This is a genomic window from Oleiagrimonas sp. C23AA (genome assembly GCF_011759385.1).
Lineage (GTDB): Bacteria > Pseudomonadota > Gammaproteobacteria > Xanthomonadales > Rhodanobacteraceae > Oleiagrimonas.
Genome location: NZ_JAARLY010000007.1, coordinates 106,066 through 125,762, shown reverse-complemented (window position 1 = coordinate 125,762; position 19,697 = coordinate 106,066). Strand labels below are relative to the sequence as shown.

General features: G+C 64.9%; 13 protein-coding genes. 3 read left to right on the top strand and 10 right to left on the bottom strand.

Annotated elements, in window-relative coordinates; translation table 11 throughout:
• Nucleotides 1-91: 91 nt before the first annotated feature.
• The gene (locus HBF24_RS12610; RefSeq protein ID WP_167173432.1) at nt 92-1,108 is read left to right on the top strand and encodes a YeiH family protein; all 1,017 of its coding nucleotides are present in this window, start codon (nt 92-94) and stop codon (nt 1,106-1,108) included.
• A gap of 73 nt (nt 1,109-1,181) precedes the next feature.
• On the opposite strand, the gene tsaB is transcribed toward HBF24_RS12610, so the two are convergent.
• Complete coding sequence (gene tsaB / locus HBF24_RS12605; RefSeq protein ID WP_167173430.1) at nt 1,182-1,898, bottom strand: tRNA (adenosine(37)-N6)-threonylcarbamoyltransferase complex dimerization subunit type 1 TsaB; 717 nt, start codon at nt 1,896-1,898, stop codon at nt 1,182-1,184.
• A gap of 173 nt (nt 1,899-2,071) precedes the next feature.
• On the opposite strand from tsaB, the gene HBF24_RS12600 reads away from it, so the two are divergent.
• Nucleotides 2,072-3,085: a phosphotransferase gene (locus HBF24_RS12600; protein WP_167173428.1), complete on the top strand. Its 1,014-nt coding sequence runs from the start codon at nt 2,072-2,074 to the stop codon at nt 3,083-3,085.
• The gene (gene murU / locus HBF24_RS12595; RefSeq protein ID WP_167173426.1) at nt 3,082-3,783 is read left to right on the top strand and encodes an N-acetylmuramate alpha-1-phosphate uridylyltransferase MurU; all 702 of its coding nucleotides are present in this window, start codon (nt 3,082-3,084) and stop codon (nt 3,781-3,783) included. Before HBF24_RS12600 ends, murU begins: the two co-directional genes overlap by 4 nt.
• Nucleotides 3,784-3,826: 43 nt before the next feature.
• Here the strand turns inward: murU and motB are convergent, their stop codons facing one another.
• The 9 genes from motB to recC all read right to left on the bottom strand — a co-directional run bounded on the left by motB (nt 3,827) and on the right by recC (nt 19,543).
• The gene (gene motB / locus HBF24_RS12590) at nt 3,827-4,984 is read right to left on the bottom strand and encodes a flagellar motor protein MotB (RefSeq protein ID WP_167173424.1); all 1,158 of its coding nucleotides are present in this window, start codon (nt 4,982-4,984) and stop codon (nt 3,827-3,829) included.
• Between the two features lie 12 nt (nt 4,985-4,996).
• Entirely contained in the window at nt 4,997-5,851 is an 855-nt protein-coding gene (gene motA / locus HBF24_RS12585; RefSeq protein WP_167173422.1) for a flagellar motor stator protein MotA, read from the bottom strand.
• Between the two features lie 249 nt (nt 5,852-6,100).
• Nucleotides 6,101-7,066, bottom strand: a complete 966-nt coding sequence (gene secF, locus HBF24_RS12580; RefSeq protein WP_167173421.1) for a protein translocase subunit SecF — start codon at nt 7,064-7,066, stop codon at nt 6,101-6,103.
• A 15-nt stretch (nt 7,067-7,081) separates the two neighbouring features.
• Nucleotides 7,082-8,959 carry a protein translocase subunit SecD gene (gene secD, locus HBF24_RS12575; RefSeq protein ID WP_167173419.1) on the bottom strand — a complete coding sequence of 626 codons (1,878 nt, stop codon included), beginning with the start codon at nt 8,957-8,959 and terminating at the stop codon, nt 7,082-7,084.
• A gap of 80 nt (nt 8,960-9,039) precedes the next feature.
• The gene (yajC, locus tag HBF24_RS12570; RefSeq protein WP_167173417.1) at nt 9,040-9,375 is read right to left on the bottom strand and encodes a preprotein translocase subunit YajC; all 336 of its coding nucleotides are present in this window, start codon (nt 9,373-9,375) and stop codon (nt 9,040-9,042) included.
• A 160-nt stretch (nt 9,376-9,535) separates the two neighbouring features.
• Nucleotides 9,536-10,684: a tRNA guanosine(34) transglycosylase Tgt gene (gene tgt, locus HBF24_RS12565; protein WP_167173709.1), complete on the bottom strand. Its 1,149-nt coding sequence runs from the start codon at nt 10,682-10,684 to the stop codon at nt 9,536-9,538.
• Nucleotides 10,685-10,743: 59 nt separating this feature from the next.
• Entirely contained in the window at nt 10,744-12,651 is a 1,908-nt protein-coding gene (gene recD, locus HBF24_RS12560) for an exodeoxyribonuclease V subunit alpha (RefSeq protein WP_167173415.1), read from the bottom strand.
• On the bottom strand, nt 12,648-16,256 hold the full coding sequence (gene recB / locus HBF24_RS12555; RefSeq protein WP_167173413.1) for an exodeoxyribonuclease V subunit beta: 3,609 nt from the start codon (nt 16,254-16,256) through the stop codon (nt 12,648-12,650). The genes recD and recB overlap by 4 nt, the downstream gene beginning before the upstream one ends.
• On the bottom strand, nt 16,253-19,543 hold the full coding sequence (gene recC / locus HBF24_RS12550) for an exodeoxyribonuclease V subunit gamma (protein ID WP_167173411.1): 3,291 nt from the start codon (nt 19,541-19,543) through the stop codon (nt 16,253-16,255). Before recC ends, recB begins: the two co-directional genes overlap by 4 nt.
• Nucleotides 19,544-19,697: the final 154 nt, after the last annotated feature.

Here is a 19,697-nt window from a genome sequence, read left to right as displayed (position 1 = left end):
AAAACTTATTACTAGTTTAAATATTAATCAATTTTATTTTTTATCTTGGCTGCCTAGCATGTCGCTCAGTTGATGATGCGAGCTTGCCAAGATGTCCACTGTCTCTATTCCCAAACCCGGCTTCGGCTCACGCCTGCCCGGACTTGCCCTGGCCATCGGCCTGGCCCTGTTGGCGCTGGGACTGGGTCACTGGTTGCCACTGATCGGAGGCCCAGTATTCGGCATCGTGCTGGGCATCCTCATGCGCAGCCTGTTCAACCCCAGCGAGCACATGAAGCCGGGCATCACCTTCGCATCCAAGCAGATACTGCAGTGGTCGATCGTGGCGCTGGGACTGGGACTTTCGCTGACCCAGGTAGCGCGCACCGGCCTGCAGTCGCTGTCGGTGACTGCAGTCACCATGACCACCGCCTTCGTCGCCGCGGCGCTGCTCGGGCGGTGGCTAGGGGTGCACGACAAGCTGAAAACGCTGATCGGTGTCGGCACGGCCATTTGTGGCGGCTCGGCCATCGCTGCCACGGTGCCGATCATCAAGCCGGACGATCACGACACCGCCTATGCCATTTCCACCATCTTCCTGTTCAATGTGGTGGCGGTGCTGCTGTTCCCGTTCCTGGGCCACCTGCTGCACCTTTCGGATTTGGGCTTTGGCATGTGGGCCGGCACCGCCATCAACGACACCTCCTCGGTGGTCGCCGCCGGCTACAGCTACAGCAGGACCGCTGGTGACTTCGCGACCATCGTCAAGCTGACGCGGGCCACGCTGATCATTCCCGTATGCCTGGGCCTGGCCATTTTCGAGGCCGCCAAACACAAGCAGCGCGGCGCTGGCGATTTCAAGCTGTCGCGCATCTTCCCGTGGTTCATCCTTTGGTTCCTGGTGGCCTCGGGTCTGCGCACGGTCGGCGTGATTCCAGCTGCCTGGCAGGGCGCCATCCACGCCGGTGCCGAGTTCCTGATCATCGTCGCGCTGACCGGTGTGGGTCTGTCGTCGGATCTTCGCCGCATGGCTTCGACCGGCCCGCGCCCCATCCTGCTGGGTTTAGGGGTTTGGGCCTCGGTCGCATTGAGCAGCCTGGCCGTGCAGTACCTGATCGGCCATTGGTAAGCGCGTCACGCCATCCGATCAATAAAAAGGCCGGGCATGGACCCGGCCTTTTGTTGCCTCATTCAAAACCGCGTCAGCCTTTGCCTTGCCTGGCCGCTCGCGCCGCGCGCTGCTCGTCGATGGTCAGCGCCACTTTGTTGCGCAGGTACACCGGCAGCGCCTGCTCGGGCGCGCCCGGCTCGCCCGCCATCAGCCGCGGCATGGCCAGACGCGCGACATGACGAGCCTGTGGAAAGCATTCAGGTTCTGCCCATGCCGGCGGCGCGGGCAACTGCGCACCGATGGTGTCGGCATAGGTGCCCCAGCCACTGCCAACCACCGCCCAGGAATCGGCCGGCGCCAAATCCAACGCGTCCGGCGCGCAAACGCGTTCTTCATCCACACCACGCAGCGCGCCACCGTCACCGACACGATAACTGGCCGTGTATACCTCGCCCATGCGCGCATCGATCACCGCCAGAATGGACGCTCCGGGCGTCATCGGCGCCTCCATGGCCAACGCCTGCAACGACGACACGGCATACACCGGACAACCCAGCGCAAAACCCAGCCCCTGCGCCATTGACACGCCCAGACGCACGCCGGTGAAGGCGCCGGGACCGGCACCTACTGCGATGGCGTGAATGCCGGCGCGCGCGACACCCGCCTCGGCCAGCACGGCGTCGGCCATCGGCAACGCCAGCTGGGCGTGTCGACGCGGCGCCACTTCACTGCGCTCGAACAAGGTGTCGTCGCACAACAGGGCCACCGAGCACGATTCGGTGGAGGTTTCGATGGCAAGCAGGTTCATATGCATCATTTTCGCACAAGCACGACACCCGGCGCGCCACCGGCGGCTCCTCACCAAGTACCGCTCCCATGGCTATCGACCCGCGGCCGAGCGCGCCAGTGATGCTCACCCTACCGGAGGCGAACACGGACAGGTAGGCTTGTCATCCCGCTTCACCATCAACCACCCCGCGCATGAGCCTGACCGAAAACCGCGCCGCACAGCGTCTGTCCTGGACCCGCGAGGTTATGCACGATCCGGACGTCACGCTGGAGGTCGCCTCAGCCGATGCCAGTTTCCGCAGTTATTGGCGGACGCGCCATGGCCAGACCGCACGCATCATCATGGACGCACCGCCCGAACACGAGGACATTCGTCCCTGGTTGAACATTGGGCAACGCCTGGCCGAAGCGGGTCTGCACACACCTCACGTGTATGCCAGCGACGTCCAGGCGGGCTTCGCGCTGCTCGAGGACCTGGGCTCCACGCACTACCTGGACGCATTGGACGCATCACGCGCCGATACGCTCTATGGCGATGCACTGGACACCTTGCTGCGCATGCAGCGCCATGTCGTTGGCAGCGATCTGCCGCCTTATGACGAGGCCTTTCTGACTACCGAGATGGAGCTATTGCCGACATGGCTTCTGGAACATCACCTGGGCCTGACGCTCACCTGCGGTCAATGGGATGTGCTGGAACTGGCTTTCCGACACATCCTCGACACCATTGCGGCCCAGCCGAAAGTGTTCGTGCACCGGGACTTCCACAGCCGCAACCTCCTACTGGCCAAATGCAACAATCCGGCGATCATTGATTTCCAGGGAGCGCTGTATGGCCCCCTGACCTACGATGTCGCCTCGCTGCTGCGCGACTGCTACATCGTCTGGCCAGAAGAACGAGTGGCTGGCTGGCTGGAATCATACCGACAGCGCCTGCTGGCCGCGGAACTGATCGACACCTCAGTTAACCCCGATCGCTTCACCCGGTGGTTCGATCTGACCGGACTGCAACGCCACATCAAGGTGCTGGGCCTGTTCTGCCGCCTTTATTACCGCGACGGCAAGGCGAGCTACCTGAACGATCTGCCGACTGTGCTGGCGTATGTGCTGGATGTCGCCTCGCGCCATGAGGCACTGGGCGCTTTCGTCGCATTGCTGCGCGAGGCCACGCGCGGCCGCGACCTGACCCGGCCACGCACCCCGTGAAGGCACTGATCTTCGCGGCCGGCTACGGTCAGCGCATGCGGCCGCTGACCGAACACACGCCCAAGCCTTTATTGAACGTGGGCGGCAAGCGACTGATCGAGTGGCATTTGGAGCGGCTCGCGGCCGCTGGCATAACCGATGTGGTCATCAATATCGCGCATCTGGCCAGTCAATTTGCACCCGCGCTGGGTGATGGAGCACGCTACGGGCTGCACATCCACTACAGCGATGAAGGCGAGCGGCCGCTGGAAACCGGCGGCGGCATGCTGCGCGCGCTCCCCTTGCTCGGACCGGACCCGTTCATTGCCATCAATGGCGATATCTGGTGCGACCTGGATCTTGGTTCGCTACCGAGCGAGCCGGCAGGCGAAGCGCATCTGGTACTTGTCGATAACCCGCCACACCATCCTCTGGGCGACTTTCAACTGCGTCCGGACGGGCATATCGATGACCGAGAGGCGGATACTCCCGCGCTCACTTTCGCCGGAATCGGCGTGTACGCCGGTCGCCAGTTGCTGGATGCACGGATTCGACAACAAGGTGCAGCCAAGCCTGCCACACCACGCTTCGCGCTGGCCCCTGTCCTGCGCGAAGCCATGCACCGTGGAGCGGTGTTCGGGCAGCATTTCACCGGCCATTGGGCGGACATTGGCACGCCGCAACGCCTGGCCGAGCTGGACGCCCATTTGCGCAGATAGCACCCTGCGCGCAAGCGTCGACGGGCACCGACACCAGGCAAGCCTAGTGCGAGGCGCCGCGTGCGGTCTCTTCGGCCTTCGCCTTTTCCAGCGCCTGCTGCACGGCCTTGGCAGCAGCCACCGGATCAGAGTGGTCGACGGGTGAGGGCGCCGGCTTGAGCGGCTTGGATGCATTACCGGGCGGCACGTTCTGAATGGCGACATGAGCCGTCTTGTTGGCAGCAGACACCCCCAGCGGCGCCTGCTCGTCAGCATTGTCCGCACGCGCATGGCTGACGTGCACATCTGCCGGCAACCTCTTGTCAGGCGCCTTGTCCTGTAGGGCCTGTTCCGGCGTCCGCGCCGCCTGGGCCGCTTCCTTGGTCATCACCAGGATGGAAATGCGGCGATTGATCGGGGCCCGCGGGTCGTTCCTGTCGAAAGGTACGGAAGCGGCCAGTCCGACAATGCGCGCCACCTTGTCATCGTTCATGCCGCCAGCCACCAGTGCACGACGGGCAGCATTGGCACGATCGGCGGACAGCTCCCAGTTGCTGTAGCCCTTGTTGGAACCGTACTTGGCGTCGTCGGTATGACCGGTGATGGAGATTGCGTTGGGTACCGCGTTGATGAAGCCAGCCAGCTCGTGGAGAATCTCCACGGTATAGGACTTGAGCTTGTCCGAGCCCAGGTCGAACATGGGGCGGTTCTTCTTGTCGACGATCTGGATGCGCAGGCCTTCTGGCGTGATATCCAGCAGCAGCTGATCCTTGAACGGCTCCAGCGCCTGGCTCTTTTGTATGGCTGCATGCAACTTGGCCATCAGGTCCTCCAGGCGCTGTTTTTCCAGCGCCTTGGCGCGCGCCTCGGCATCGCTGGCGGTAGGCTTTTTCGGCATGCCAGCCACATCCTGGCCCGGACCATGGGGAAGATCCATGGCCCCGCCCAGTTGAATCATGGAATTGCTGGCACCGCCCGGACCCATCGCACCACTCGGATTGGATACCGACGTGCCCTGCGTCATGGACGGATTCTTGAAATAGTCGGACACGGCGGCGCGCTGCTGGGCGGTGCCCACACCCAGCAGCCACATCACCAGAAAGAACGCCATCATCGCCGTCACAAAGTCGGCATAGGCCACCTTCCAGGCGCCACCATGATGTCCGCCGCCGCCTTTCTTGACGCGCTTGACGATGATGACAGGTGCTTTTTCGTCAGCCACGACGGCGCACCCTTACTTCGAACCCTTGAGGTGCTCTTCCAGATCCTGGAAGCTCGGCCGCACCTTGGACGGCAGCGACTTGCGCGCAAATTCCACCGCCACCTTCGGGTTGTAGCCACGCAGATTGGCCAGCAGTGCCGTCTTCACGCACTCGAAGGCCCGACCATCCTCGCTGGCCTGATTTTCCATCGCTGTCGCCATGGGGCCGACGAAGCCATAGCACAACAGAATGCCCAGAAAGGTACCCACCAGGGCCGCGGCGATGTGCTCACCAATGGAGGCCGTGCCACCACTGAGGCTGGCCATGGTCACCACGATACCCAGCACCGCCGCCACGATGCCGAAGCCCGGCAGGGCATCGGCCATCTTCATCACCGCGTGCGAGGGCGCCAGTTGCTCGTGGTGGTGGGTTTCCAGCTCTACCTCCAGCAATGCTTCCAGCTCGTGCGGATCCATGTTGCCGCCAACCATCAGGCGCAGGCAGTCGGTCAGGAACTCGATCAGGTGATGCTCCTTGATCAGGCGCGGATAGTTGTTGAAGAGCTTGGAGTTATCGGGATTTTCGATGTCCTCTTCCAGGCCCATCATGCCTTCCTTGCGCACCTTGTTGAAAAGGTCGTGCAGCAGCGAAAGCAGGTCGACAAAATCCTGCTTCTTGTACTTGGCGCCCTTCAGCAGACCGATCATGTCGCGAAACGAGGCCTTGACGATATCGCCCGAATTGGCGGTCAGGAAGGCGCCGAAGGCGCCGCCGAAGATGATCAGAAGCTCGTAGGGCTGCCACAACGCGGCAATCTGGCCGTGCGAGAGCACGTACCCGCCAAGCACGCAGGCGATGACAACGATGGTTCCAACAATAACGAGCATAAGGCAGCGCCTGTCCTGATGAGTCGATCGATCCCTAGCCTGTCTGTTATCGGCAGACCGACACCCATATTGAGGGTTCGTTCAGTATTGTAGAGCCTTGCGTACGATGTTCCAGTTGGCCATTTGTCACATGTCGACCGCGACGCCCTTGCCATTGAGCGCATCGCACGCAGCGATGGGTACACAAGCACAAAAAAGGGCGGCCCCCCTTCAGGGCCGCCCTTGGTCGCGTCCGGATTTGCAGACCCCTTATGGGCGACGTGCCAACTCCGGATTTTCCTTCGAGACCGGCATCAGGTCCTTCTTGGTGACGCCCAGCCACAGCAGAATCGGGCTGGCCACGAAGATGGACGAGAGCGTACCGACCACAATGCCGATCAGCATGGTCACGGCAAAACCGTGCACGGCCGGACCACCAAGGATGGCCAAAGCGCCCATGGTGATGGCGGTAAACAGCGAGGTGATGATGGTACGCGACAGCGTGTTGTTGATGGCGCGGTTGAGCACTTCCTGCGGTTCGGCCTTGCGCGCCAGGCGGAACAACTCGCGCACGCGGTCGAATACCACCACCTTGTCGTTCACCGAGTAACCGACCACCGCCAGCACCGAGGCCAGCACGGTCAGGTCGAACTCGCGGTGGGTCAGCGCCAGGATGCCCACGGTGACCAGCGCATCGTGGATCTCGGTCAGCACCGCCGCCACGGCGAAACGCTTCTCAAAGCGCATCCACAGATAGGCCATGATGAAGATGATCACGAAGATCACCGCGTAGACACCGTCGGTGCGCAGCTCCTGGCCCACCTGCGGGCCGACGAAGTCGTGCCGCTTGATGGTCACATCCGGGCGGCTGGCCGACAGCGCGGCGCGCACGTCGGTGGCCACCTTGTCGGCGCGGTCGGCGTTGGTCTTGGCCTTCAGCGCCGCCGGGTCATCCTTGGGCTGCATGCGGATCGAGAACTCGCGCGTGCCGCCCAGGCCCTGCACCACGGCGTTGTCGAAACCGGCCTTGGTGAGGTCGGCACGCACATCGGCGATGTTCACCGGCTTGGCGTAATCGACCTCGACCAGCACACCACCGGTGAAGTCCAGGCTGTAGTTCAGGCCCTTGGTGAAGATCAGGCCCAACGAGGCGACGATCAGGAACACCGCAATCGCGATGCTGACCTTGCGCATGCCGAGGAAGTTGATATTGGCGTCGTGCTTGAAAATTTCCATAGCTTCCCCGCCTCCTTAAACCGAGAGGCTCTTGAGCTTGCGACGACCATGGATCGCCGCGGTGATGGCATGGGTCACCGTCACCGAGGTGAACATCGAGGTCAGGATGCCGATGAACAGCGTGACACCGAAGCCCTTGATCGGACCGGAGCCCACCGTCATCAGACCCAGCGCCGCCAGCAAGTGGGTGACGTTGGCATCGAGAATGGTGGCCCAGGCTTTCTCGTAACCGGCGCGAATCGAGGCATGCGGTGTGGAGCCGTTGCGCAGTTCCTCGCGCACGCGCTCACAGATCAGCACGTTGGCATCGATGGCCATGCCCAGGGTGAGCACGATACCGGCAATGCCCGGCATGGTCAGCGTGACGCCGATCATCGACATCACCGCCAGTAGCAGCACCAGGTTGAAGAACAGCGCGATGTCGGCGACCAGGCCAAACAGCTTGTAGTAGATCAGCGCGGCAATCAGCACCAGGCCCAGACCCAACAGCACCGCCCGCACACCCTTGTGGATGTTGTCGTTACCCAGGCTGGGACCGATCACACGCTCTTCGACGATGGTCACCGGCGCGGCCAGCGAGCCGGACTTGAGCAGCAGCGCCAGCTGCGATGCAGCCTTCGGACTGTCCAGACCGGTAGTCTGGAACTTCTTGGAGAAGGCGCCCTGCACGGTAGCATAGGAAATCACCTTCTCGCGGGTCTTGAAGGTACGCACCTTCTTGCCGTCGACCTCGGTGACCTGCGGGATCTTCTCGATGTAGACCACCGCCATCGGCTTGCCGACGTTGGCGTTGGTGAAGTCGCCCATGCGCTTGGCGCCGGCCGAATTGAGCGTCACCGACACTTCCGGCGTACCCGACTGCTGATCGAAACCGGAGGTGGCGTCGACCAGCTGATCGCCGGTGACAATGACCTTCTTGTAGACCAGACACGGTCCACGCGGGCAGTCCTTGTACAGGCGCGCCTCGGGCGGCACATCCCCTTTAAGCGCTTCCTTGACGCGCGGATCGGGCCAGGCCGCGTAGCCCTTGTGGTATTCCAGCGTGGCGATGGCGCCGAGGATGCGCTTGGCATCGGCGGTGTCCTGCACGCCCGGCAGCTCGACCACGATACGGTCCGAGCCCTGCTGCTGGATCAGCGGCTCGGACACGCCGAGCTGGTTGATACGATTGCGCAGGGTCTGCACGTTCTGCTGGATGGTCTTCTGCGCCAGCTTCTGCACTTCGTCCTGCTTGAGCTTGGCGGTCAGCGCATAGCTGCCGTCACCGCCGACGCCGTTCACCGTCTGCAGGTTCGGATAGTTCTGGTAGACCAGATTGGCGACCTTGTCGCGGTCGGCGCTGGAATGCAGCACTACCTCGACGCCGACGCCGTTGTTGGCGTGGCCCAGCGAGATGTAGCGAATCTTGTTCTGGTGCAGCAGCGAACGCAGGTCATCGGTGTAACGCTGCTCCTGCTGCTGGCGCACAGCGTCCTGGTCCACTTCCATCAGGAAATGCACGCCGCCTTGCAGATCCAGACCCAGCGGCATGGCGTTGGCGTGGATCGAGCGCAGCCACGAAGGCACGGTCGAGGCCAGGTTCAGCGCGACGTTGTAGTCATCACCCAGCGCGCCCTTGATCACGTCGTAGGCCTCCAGCTGGGTGGAGGTATCGGAAAAGCGCGCCATCATCGTGCCGGCCTTGGCATCGATGCTGACCTTGTTGGCCTTCAGATGCTGCTTGGCCAGCGCGGCCTCGACCTTCTGCTCAAGCGTCTGGTCGACTTGATGGCCGGAATTGGCCGATACCTGCACCGCCGGCGAGGGGCGGAACACATTGGGCAGCGCGTAGAGAATGCCGAACAACAGCACCACCACGACCACTGCATATTTCCAGCGAGGAAAATCACTCATGCCTTGCATCCATTGAAACCGCGCCAGCCAAGGCGCGGCTCTGTTCCTCAGGCTTCGCCGCAAGGCGAAGCCGCCCCCTCTTACGCGGACTTCAGCGTGCCCTTGGGAAGCACCTGCGAGATGGCGCCCTTCTGCACCTTGATCTGCACGTTCGGCGCGATTTCCACGGTGATGAACGACTCGCCCAGCTCGATCACGCGACCGGCCATGCCGCCGTTGGTGGTGACCTCATCGCCCTTGGCCAGCGCCGAGAGCATGTTGCGGTGTTCTTTCTGACGCTTCATCTGCGGGCGGATCATCATGAAGTACATCAGTCCAAACAGGACCACCATCATGATGATGAACGACATGCCGCCACCGGCCGCACCGTGCGTGGCAGTTCCCTGAGCGTGAGCGTCGGAGATGAAAAAGTTCATGGACTAATCTCGCAAGTTGCGGCGACACCTTGAAAAATAGGCGCCACCCGGTAAAAGGCCTCGGATTATGCCATGAGGCTGCGTCCACTGCATGACGACCGTCTCATGGCACCGCGGTGCCTGTGTGGACAGCATCTTCACGCAACGGTTCAGCCCCGGCTCAGTGAGCGGCATCCACACCACGCGCCCGGCGGGCGTAGAACTGGGCCGTAAAGTCCTCCAGCTTGCCCGCGGCAATGGCTGCACGCAAACCGGCCATCAGGCGCTGGTAGTGACGCAGATTGTGGATGGTGGCCAGCTGCGCACCAAGAATTTCGTTGCACTTGTCCAGGTGGCGCAGATAGGCACGCGAGAAACCCGAGCGGCAGGTGTAGCAATCACAACCTTCCTCGATAACGCGCGTATCTTTCTCGAACTTCGCGTTGCGTATGCGTAACGTGCCGCCATCGGTAAACAGGAAGCCGTTGCGCGCGTTGCGCGTGGGCATTACGCAATCGAACATGTCGATGCCGCGACGCACCGCCTCGACGATATCCTCCGGCCGGCCCACGCCCATCAGGTAGCGCGGCTTGTCGGCGGGAAGCTCCGGCACGGTCACTTCCAGCGTGTGATTGCGCTCTTCCTCCGGTTCGCCGACGGCCAGGCCGCCCACGGCGTAGCCGTCGAAACCGATATCGACCAGCCCGCGGGCCGAGCGCTGGCGCAGGTTTTCGTACAGTCCGCCCTGCACGATGCCGAACAGATTGTTGGGGTTGGCCTGGTCGTTGAAGGCGCGGCGCGAACGCTCGGCCCAGCGCAACGACAACTCCATCGAGTCGGACGCCTGACGCTCGGTGGCCGGCTTGCCCTTGATGAGATACGGCGTGCACTCATCGAAAATCATGGCAATGTCCGAGTCCAGCGCGGTCTGGATGCGCATGGACTCTTCCGGCGACAGGAACACTTTCGAGCCATCCACCGGCGAGGCGAAGGTCACGCCCTCCTCGGTGATCTTGCGCTTGTGCGCCAGCGAGAACACCTGAAAACCACCCGAGTCGGTAAGGATCGGCCGATCCCAGCCGATCATCCGGTGCAGGCCGCCAAACTGCCCGACCACATCCAGTCCCGGACGCAGAAACAGGTGGAAGGTGTTGCCAAGGATGATCTCGGCGCCAATCTCATCGATGTCGCGCGGCGTCATCGCCTTGACCGTGCCGTAAGTGCCCACCGGCATGAACGCCGGCGTCTGCACCGTGCCGCGCGGAAAGCTCAGCTGCCCGCGCCGCGCCGCGCCATCGGTGGCGGAAATATCAAAGCTAAGGGAAGTCATCACGCCATTATCGCAGGGGCCGCGGCGGCCGTCACCGCGCCAGCACCGTGGACCTTGCCTTAACCCAGCAAGGCGTCGGCCAGACCACTGAAGCGGCGCGTGCTGCGTTCGATGGCGCGGCGCAACGAGCTGTCGGTGGCGATCAATCGCACCCGCTCGCGGGCGCGGGTGACGGCGGTGTAGAGCAGCTCGCGGCCCAGCACACGGGCCTCGTCGGTGGGCAGCACGATCACCGCCTCATCAAATTCCGAGCCCTGGCTCTTGTGGATGGTCATGGCGTACGCGCTTTCATGCGCCGGTAGCGCTTGCAGCGGCAGGCTGCGCACGCCGCCGGCATCATCCGGGAACCAGGCCAGCAGGTGTCCGCCATCATCCGGCAGCACGATGCCGATATCGCCGTTGAAAAGCTCCGTGCCGTAGTCATTTTCCGTGACCAGCAGCAAGCGACCGGCATACCAGGGCTCGCTCGCCGCCACACCCGCCTCACGGCGCAGCGCATGCTCGAAGGCGGCATTGAGCGTGCTGGCACCGGAAGGCCCGCCACGCAAGGCCGTCAGCACACGCAGCTGCAAGGCCTGCTGCAAGGCCTGAGCCGGATCGTGCATGCGACCCAGCGCGGCGAAAAACGCCGTGTGGTCGCGCACCAGCGCCTGTGCCGGATGCATGGCAGCAGCGCGGTCCACCGCCACACCAGCCAGCGGCTCGTGTGCAAGCGCGTGCAGACAGGCATCGGCGTCACCGGCGCGGATCATCGCTGCCAGCCGTCCCAGCCCGCCTTCGGCATTGAAGCGGTGCGAGTGGCGAAGTTCGACCACAGCATCGGCAAAGGCTGAGGCGTTCGTGTCGGCCGTCACCGTCGCGCCCGTGACCTCGCGCAGCAGCGCAGCGCGCGCGGGTGACACACCGCCCTCACCCGCCGCTGCGCAAATCGCCGCCAATACGTTGCCCGCCTCCACCGAGGCCAACTGATCGCGATCGCCCAGCAGCACCAGCCGCGCGCCATCGGGCAGGGCATCGAGCAGCTTGGCCATCAGCGGCAGGTCAACCATGGACACCTCGTCGACCACCACCACGTCGACATCCAGCGGGTAACCGGCGTGATGGCGAAACCGTGTGCTGCCGCGACGCACGCCAAGCAGGCGATGCAAGGTGCTGGCGCTGACCGGCAAGGCCTCGCGCACCGCAGGATCAAGCGTCAAACCGGCAACGCGCGCGCGCAACGACTCGCTCAGCCGCGCCGCGGCCTTGCCGGTGGGCGCGGCCAGACGAATGCGTGGCAAGAGTTGCCCCTGCGCCCGGGCGTCGGCTAGCAGCGCCGCCAGCATCCACAGCACGGTGGTGGTTTTGCCGGTACCGGGGCCGCCGGTAATCACTGTAAGAGGCGAGGCCAAGCCGGTGAGCGCGGCGATCGCCTGCCAGTCCGGCTGCTCGCCGCCCAAGGTAAAAAACGCCGCCAAGGCCTGACGCCACGCCTTGGCCTGCGGTGGCAGGCCGGCGCTGCCGAACAGCTCATGCTGCGTGCCCGCCTCGACCGGTGCCGATGATGTCAGGCGTTGACGCAGTGCCTGGGCGACCTGGCGCTCGTAGTGAAAGTAGCGCCCCAGATACAAGCGCCCCTGCGCATCGAGCACCAAAGGCGCGGCGTGATCGGCCGCCGCCTCGCCCGTGCTTTGGCTGACCCAGGGACAGCCGCTCAAGACCTGGCGCCAGGTTGCCGCGTCCGGCAGTGCGGGCAGGCTGGCATGGGCCGACAGCGATTCGGCAAGCACCGCTTCCACCTGATCGAGCGGCAGGCAGCTATGACCTTGCGACACCGCCAGCGAGGCTGCGGCGGTGGCCAGCGCCATCAGCGCGGCATGGTCGCCGCCCATCTCGGCCATGCAATAGCCCAGCTCCACATCCAGCGGCCGCAACACCCCCAGCGCGGCCACCTCTTCAAATACGTTACGCGACGCTTTCATGTTCATGCGCTTGCCACCTGCGGCAGGCCCGGTGCGACCAACAAGGCGTCCATGGCCTCGACCAAAGCCTGCGGCGGACGATCGGCAAACACGCCGCGACCGGTCTCGTCCATGCCACGCACGAACAGATAGCGCACGCCGCCGAAATCACGGGTGTAGTCATACGCCGTACCGCGCACCTGCTTCAGCCAGCGATGCAAAGCCAAGGTGTAGATGAGGTACTGCAAATCATAATCGTGATGGGCCAGCGCCGCCGGCAGGCGTTCCGGCGCGTAGTCCTCGCGGCGCGCGCCCAGGTGATTGGTCTTGTAATCGACCACCCACCATTGGCCATCGTGCACAAAGACAAGGTCGATAAAGCCCGTCATCAGGCCGCGCAGCGCGCTGCCCAGGCGCACAAAATCGCGCCGATGCTGCTGATAGCCGTATTGCTGCATGAGCGCCAGCCAGGCCGCTGGATCGGCGCGATCCATGCCGAAGTGGAACTCCATTTCGGCCAGCCGCGCGTCCGGGGCGACATCGGCCAGGCAAACCGATGCCAATACCGGCGCGCGCAGGGCCGCGGCGACCATACGCGCGGTGGCATCGGCGGCGCGATCCAGTTCATCACCCGCGTAGCCCTGGTCGGCCAGCGCCTGACGAATCACTTGCACCTCGCCATGCGGCCAGGGCGCCCTCAGCGGCCCATGCCAGGCGGCGAAATCGACCTGTTCCAGCGCGTTGTGCACGGCGTTGCCGAAGCGCGGCCCACGCGGCCACGCCGGCACCTCGACCACCTCGGCCTCACCGGCCGGAAGTTCCGGCGCCAGCGCCTCGTCGGCCGCCAGGCCGGCGCCTTCCTCGTGACCACCTTCGGCCAACCGGGAGAAGCTGTGCACACGCCAGTCGCGATCCAGCCCGCGATGGAAAACACGTGCCGCACCCTGCGCCGGTGCCGCCAGCGCCGGCACGCGATGGACGTGCGCCTCGGGCAAGGCCAATAGGCGAATATCGGCACTGTGTTGGCCCGCCAACGCCTGCACCTGCGCGCCATCGCCAAGCACATGCCACAGCACGCGGGCCTCCGGCTTGGAGCGCCCCTTGCCGGCGGCCGTGTTGACGCTGAGCCAGCAGGCATGGCGTGCGCGGGTGATACCGACATACAGCAACCGCACCGCCTCGGCCAGCGCTTCGCGTTCGGCCGCGGCCATGGCCTGCGCGTCGGCCTCGGCCAGCCGATCGAGGCCGCCCTTGCGATCGGCGCTGTCGGTCAGAATCAGCCGCTGCACCAGATCCGAGCCCTCATGGAAGCGCGCAAAGCCGCCCTTTTCGGCCGCCTTCACCTCGTGCGTGGCGGCAAACGGCATGAACACCAGATCGTACTCCAGGCCCTTGGCACGATGCAGGGTGACAATCTGCACGCGCTCGGCGTCGGACTCCAGGCGCAGCTGCTCTTCCTCGTTGTTGGCATCGGCCTCGGCGATGCGCGCCGCCAGCCAATCGCACTGCGCGCGCTCACCAGCCAGCTGACGGGCTTTTTCCTGCAGGGCTTCGCCCAGCTGCATCAGGTTGGTCATGCGCCGCTCACCCTGCGGCAGGGCCAGCAAGCGCGCCGCATGGCGCTGACCGAAACGTTCCAGCATGGCCAGCACACCACGCTCGAACCAGCAGGCGCGCAGTTGCTCCAATTCGCCCAGCGCCTGACGCCACGCGGTTTCGTCGTCACGCATTTGGGCCAGGTCACCCAGGCTCCGCCCCAGCAACGTGGTAGCGAGTGCGCCGCGTGCGCGCATCAGGTTCTGCGGCACCAGCAGGGCTTCCAGCAGCGCACGCAGCTCCAGCGCTTCCAGCGAGGCATAAACGCTTTCACGGCGCACGCAGGCCGAGGCCACGCCGCGCCGACTCAAGGCATCCTGCATGCGGCTGGCCTGATCGTTGCTGTTGACCAGAATCGCCACCTGCCCCGGCGTCAGCGGCGCGCCGTCGATCTGGGTGGCGCCGGGCATCAACAGGCGCGCCACTTCATCGGCGCAGGCCTGCATGCACTGATCCTGCAATGACGCCTTGTTGAGTGGCTCGGGCGGCGCCTGCCACAGCGTCAACGCCGGCAGCGACTGGCCCTCGAACTGCACGGCGCGATCCAGGCAGCGGCCGCCCCAGTCGACCGGTTCAAAGGCAATGCCCGGCTCGATGAATACCTCGGGTTTGGCGGTGAATACCGCTTCGGTGGCGCGCAGCATGCCGGGTGCCGAACGGTAGTTTCGGCTCAGCCGATGCATGCCTGCGGCGATGGCGCCCACGCGCAGATAGGCCTGGATGTCACCACCGCGAAAACCGTAGATGGCCTGCTTGGGATCGCCGATGCAAAACAGCGTGCCCTGCGCGGCATAGATGGCCTCGAGGATGTCGAACTGGCGCGCGTCGGTATCCTGAAACTCATCGACCAGCGCCACCGGATACTGGCGATGCAGCGCTTCGGCCAACCGCTCGCCGGCACCGTCACGCTGCAAGGCCTCGCGCACGCGGCTGACCTGGTCATCGTAGGAAAGCCGCGCCAGCACGCGCTTGCGCTCGGTGAGATGGGCGCGCGCCTGCGCCACCAACGCACCCAGTTCGTGCGCCGCACCCTGGCGCAAGCGCTGCGTGCGGGCCTCGCAAAAAGCCAGCCAGCGATCAATGGCGAGAAAGGCCGCCTGCTCGGGAAAATCAGGACTGCCTTTGGTCGTCGCACCCGCCAGCTTGGCCTGGCCAAAACGGCGCAGCTCATCGGGGGACGGCAACACACCATCGCGCAGATTGGCCGCGACCGCCGCCAACTGCTCGATACAGCCTTCCTTGAGGATATTGCGCTTGAAGTAGCCCTGCTCAAACCACTCGGCCAGCGCCGACTGGGCGATCTGGCCATGCTCGATCCACGTGCGGCAGAGCGCGGCCTGCGCCTCGGCCAGGGAAGCATCACTTTGTTCGTTTGATGGCACCTGCGGCTCGATTCGTCCGCCGAAGCCAACCAGCTTTTGCAGCGATTGTGCCAGCGCCTGCGGTGAATCACCGAGCAGGCGCAGCACCGCGCGGGCATCGTCATCCTCGCTGGCCCCCAAACGCAGCCAGGCATCGCTGGCAAAACTTTCCAGCAGGTCCAGATCGCTGGGCACCAGCTCCACGCCCACCGTGCTGTCGCTCAGGAAAGCTGCCTGCTCGGTCAGCACGCGCTGGCAAAACCCGTGGATGGTGAAGATGGCCGCCTCGTCCATGCCCATCGCCGCCAATCGCAGGCGTTGCGCCAAGGTCTCTGGCTGCTCGCCACTGTCGTGCAAATGACGGCGCAGCAGCGCCAATGCCCAGGCGCGCTCGCCTTGCTCGCCCTCGTCGCTTTCCGGCAACGCGGCGGCCATGTGTGCGCATAGCGCAAGGCGTTCGCGAAGCCGGCGGCGCAATTCCTCGGTGGCCGGCTTGGTGAAGGTCATCACCAGAATCTCGCGTACCGGCAAGGCGCGCTCGACCACCAGTCGCACGTACAGGCCGGCGATGGTGAAGGTTTTACCGGTGCCGGCGCTGGCCTCGATCTGCTGCACCTTTTGCAGCGGCAGCTTGAGCGCCAGATCATCCTGCATCATCCGCTTGACGGCGTTCATAGCAGCTGGCCTCGCTGAAGCGCCTGGACCAATGGGCCATAAGCCTGCTGCGCGGCCTCGGTCAGTGTCATCGGCGCCAGATCGTCTGCGAACAAGTCGCGGCCGCGCATGGCCAATTGCCAGGCGGCATCATCGGCTTCGCCCTGGATCGACATGAAGCTGTTGCCCTGCCACGCATCCCGCGCGGCCTTGTCCGAGGCCTCTCCCTCACCACGGTTTTCCCAGGCCCAGGCAAATGCGGTGCGTGCCGGCAACGGCAGCACACCGCATTGTCCCTGGCGATAAAGTGCCAGCAGGGTGGACAGATGAGTGCGCGCGTCGGCCGATGTCAGCGCATCCACTCGCAGTGGCAGAAACAGCTTGAGCTTGTCCTTGCCACGCCCGAAGGCGACGCACTCTCGTGGCCCATGCAGCGCCACAGCCACCAGCGCGCCAATCCACCAGCGCATCCAGTTGCCGCCATGGGCCACGCTGCCCACCCAGGCGGCATAACCGCCTTCATGCAGCCCTTCCAGCATGCCGCCAAGCGTGACGTCGCCGACGTTCAGAAACACACGCTCGACCGGCAGTGACGCGTGGTCCTGCTGCCAGGCATACCAGGCGCGGACCTGCGGCGACAGCTCGCCCGCGCGCTGGGCAAAGGCCTCTTCGCCCCATGCCAGTGGCGGTAACAGTGCGCGCGCCGACAGCGTCGCCTGCATGCCTTGCGTCTCACCTGTGACACGGCCGTGCGCCACCAGCGCCCGGTCGATGCGCGAGCCCGTCAGCGCATCCAGAATCAACGGCTCGCGATCGGCCAGCGTCACGCTGTCGCCCGGCAAGGCCAGGCGCGCCTGCTGGCGCAGAAAGGCTTCGGCCGGATGGCGGAAAAAGCGCGCCAGCTCGGCGGTATCGACCAGGCCTTCATCGGCGACCTCGTCCGACGGCGACCAAGGCTGGTCCACGAAGGCAGGCTCAGCCTCGCCACGCCGATGCACCTGCGCGGCGGCCTGCCATTCGTGGCGGAACGTGAACTGGCGCGTGCTATCGGCCTCGGCAGGAAACAGCCGCGGCGAGAACGGCTGCATGGGATGGCTCTGCACCAGCGCCTTGCGCGCGCCCGCGGCATCGGCGAAATAACCTTCGCAGACCACATCCAGCAATTCGGCCAGCACCACCGAGGGTTCGCGCTCGCTGCCGTCACGCGGCTCGATGCCGCTGTAGCTCAAGTACAGCACCTTGCGCGCGGCCATCAGCGTCTGCAGAAAAAGATAGCGGTCATCGTCGCGCAGGGAACGGTCACCAGGACGACGCTGACCCGCCAGCAGACGGTTGAGCGCATCGGCCGGATCACGACGCGGAAACGATTCGGCATCCAGACCGAGCACGCAGATCACCTTGAACGGCACGTTGCGCAGCGGCACCAGACCGCACACGCTGACACCGCCGGCCAGGAAGCGCTGCGGCGGGTTCATCGACTCCAGCCGCTCGCGCAGGAAGGCGCGCACGGTCATCCAGTCCAGCGGCGTCTGTAACTGGGCCAGACGCGTGTGTTCGGCCAGCGCGGCCAGTGCCTCGCGCACCGCTTCCAACGCGCGTTCTTCATCGCGCCCTTCCGGCTCGGGCAGCAGCTCTTCCAGCGCGTGATTGAGCAAGGCCTGCCAGTGGTCGGCAGCCTGGGAGCGACGCTGCTCGGCGCGCAGTTGCCGCAGCAGACGCTGCACGCGCAGCAACTGGCCCAGCGCGCTGGCACGACCGCCTTCGATGTCGGTCAGCGGCGCGCTGCCGTCGATCAGTTGCTCATCGGCGCCGGCGCCGGCCATGTAACCGAGCAGCAGGCGTCGGCGCCCGAAGCGCCAGCTGTAGGCCTCGAACGGTGGCAGTCCCTGCGCCTGGCGTTCGGCCGCATCCTCGCCCCAGCGCACGCCCGATTCAGCCACGAAGACGCGCAGTTGCTCCAGATCGGCATCGTCGATACCCGCCCCACGCATCACCGCGGGCACGGCCAGCACCTCCAGCACCTCGCTGGCGGTCAGGCGCGAGGCCGGCAGGCTGAGCAACCGCTCGAAAAGTGCCACCAGCGCATGCGCATCCGAAGCAGGACGATCGGCGATGGTCCACGGGATATAACGCGGATCGCTGCCATCGAGCGCGCCGAACACTGCCTCGATACACGGCGCATAGGCCGACATCTTCGGCACCATCACCGCCACATCGCGCGGTTCGAGATCCTCGTGGCGCTGAAACAGATCCAGCAAGCGATCGTGCAACACCTGCACCTCGCGCAGCGGCGAATGGCACACGTGCACCTGCAACGAATCGTCACTGTCGACCGGAAGCGCCGGTGCCTCGGTCGGATCAGGCGCCGACAGGGTGATGATGTCGGCCTGCACACGCTTGAGCAGGGTATCGCGCGACGGCTCGACCTCCAGCGGATCGGACTCGAAATCCGGCTGCACCTCGTCGTAGGCAAACAGCTGCGCGACGAAATCGCGACCCACGCCGCCCAATGACACCAGCAGCGGATGCGCCGGCTCATCAAACGCGCTGCCGCCAAATTCGCCCAACTGGGCGCGAAAGTCGCGCCGATCCGGCAGATCGCCCCAATATTCGCGGCACGGCGTGGGCAGATAAAAATGCAGCGGCACATGCCGCCCGACCAGGCCCAGCACGCGCAACACGTCCGGCGATACGTTGATGCAGCCAAAGGCGAACACGCGCCACGGCAATCCGGCAGGTGCAGGCGCACCAGCGCTGGCGTGGCGACGCAGCAAGTTGGCCATCAGGGCTGCGCGCGAGGCCTCGTGCGAATCGGCCACCAGATCACGCCACAACTGCGCCTGCACGTCGTCGGCTTCCTCGCCGCGCTCCCACGCTTCGAGCATGTCGCGCCGATAGGCCTGGTAGCGATCGAACAGGCCAGCCATGTGCGTGGCCAGCTCGTAGCGGCGCAGCTCGCGCGGCGCGCCATCGAACAAGGCGCTCAGACCCGTCGGCGCCCGCCCCTGCTGCACGCGCTCCAGAATGCGCCAGGCCAGCACCTCGCGATCAAACGCCGATTGCTCGGGCAGGTTGTCATCGGCGGCACGCAGCAACCGCCACACCAGCTGCGCCGGCGCCAGAAACTCCAGGTTGGCGGCAATGCCGTAGCACTCGGCCAGGCGCTGCACCAGCCAGCGCTGCAGGCCCGGCTGCGGCACCAGCACCACATCGGGGGTCAGCAGCGGCCCGCCTTCGCGGTGCGCCAGTTCGGCCGCCAGATGGTCGGCCAGCCGGTCCAGATCGGTGTCGTAGTGAAGATGGAACATGCGCCACTCGCTGCCTGCATCGGGCAAGCCTAAGACTTAATGCTGCCGCTGCGAAGTCGCACGTGTTGCGACATGCCGACGCCGCATAACCGCATGCGCAGGCATCCTTTCAATTGCAGATGGGCTGCGGCCTAGCATCGACGATCATCGATGC

Coding starts and splice junctions, on each gene's coding strand:
- HBF24_RS12610 (WP_167173432.1), top strand. CDS start 92: ATGTCCACTGTCTCTATTCCCAAACCCGGCTTCGGCTCACGCCTGCCC.
- tsaB (WP_167173430.1), bottom strand. CDS start 1,898: ATGAACCTGCTTGCCATCGAAACCTCCACCGAATCGTGCTCGGTGGCC.
- HBF24_RS12600 (WP_167173428.1), top strand. CDS start 2,072: ATGAGCCTGACCGAAAACCGCGCCGCACAGCGTCTGTCCTGGACCCGC.
- motA (WP_167173422.1), bottom strand. CDS start 5,851: ATGCTCGTTATTGTTGGAACCATCGTTGTCATCGCCTGCGTGCTTGGC.
- secF (WP_167173421.1), bottom strand. CDS start 7,066: ATGGAAATTTTCAAGCACGACGCCAATATCAACTTCCTCGGCATGCGC.
- secD (WP_167173419.1), bottom strand. CDS start 8,959: ATGAGTGATTTTCCTCGCTGGAAATATGCAGTGGTCGTGGTGGTGCTG.
- yajC (WP_167173417.1), bottom strand. CDS start 9,375: ATGAACTTTTTCATCTCCGACGCTCACGCTCAGGGAACTGCCACGCAC.
- tgt (WP_167173709.1), bottom strand. CDS start 10,684: ATGACTTCCCTTAGCTTTGATATTTCCGCCACCGATGGCGCGGCGCGG.
- recD (WP_167173415.1), bottom strand. CDS start 12,651: ATGAACATGAAAGCGTCGCGTAACGTATTTGAAGAGGTGGCCGCGCTG.
- recB (WP_167173413.1), bottom strand. CDS start 16,256: ATGAACGCCGTCAAGCGGATGATGCAGGATGATCTGGCGCTCAAGCTG.
- recC (WP_167173411.1), bottom strand. CDS start 19,543: ATGTTCCATCTTCACTACGACACCGATCTGGACCGGCTGGCCGACCAT.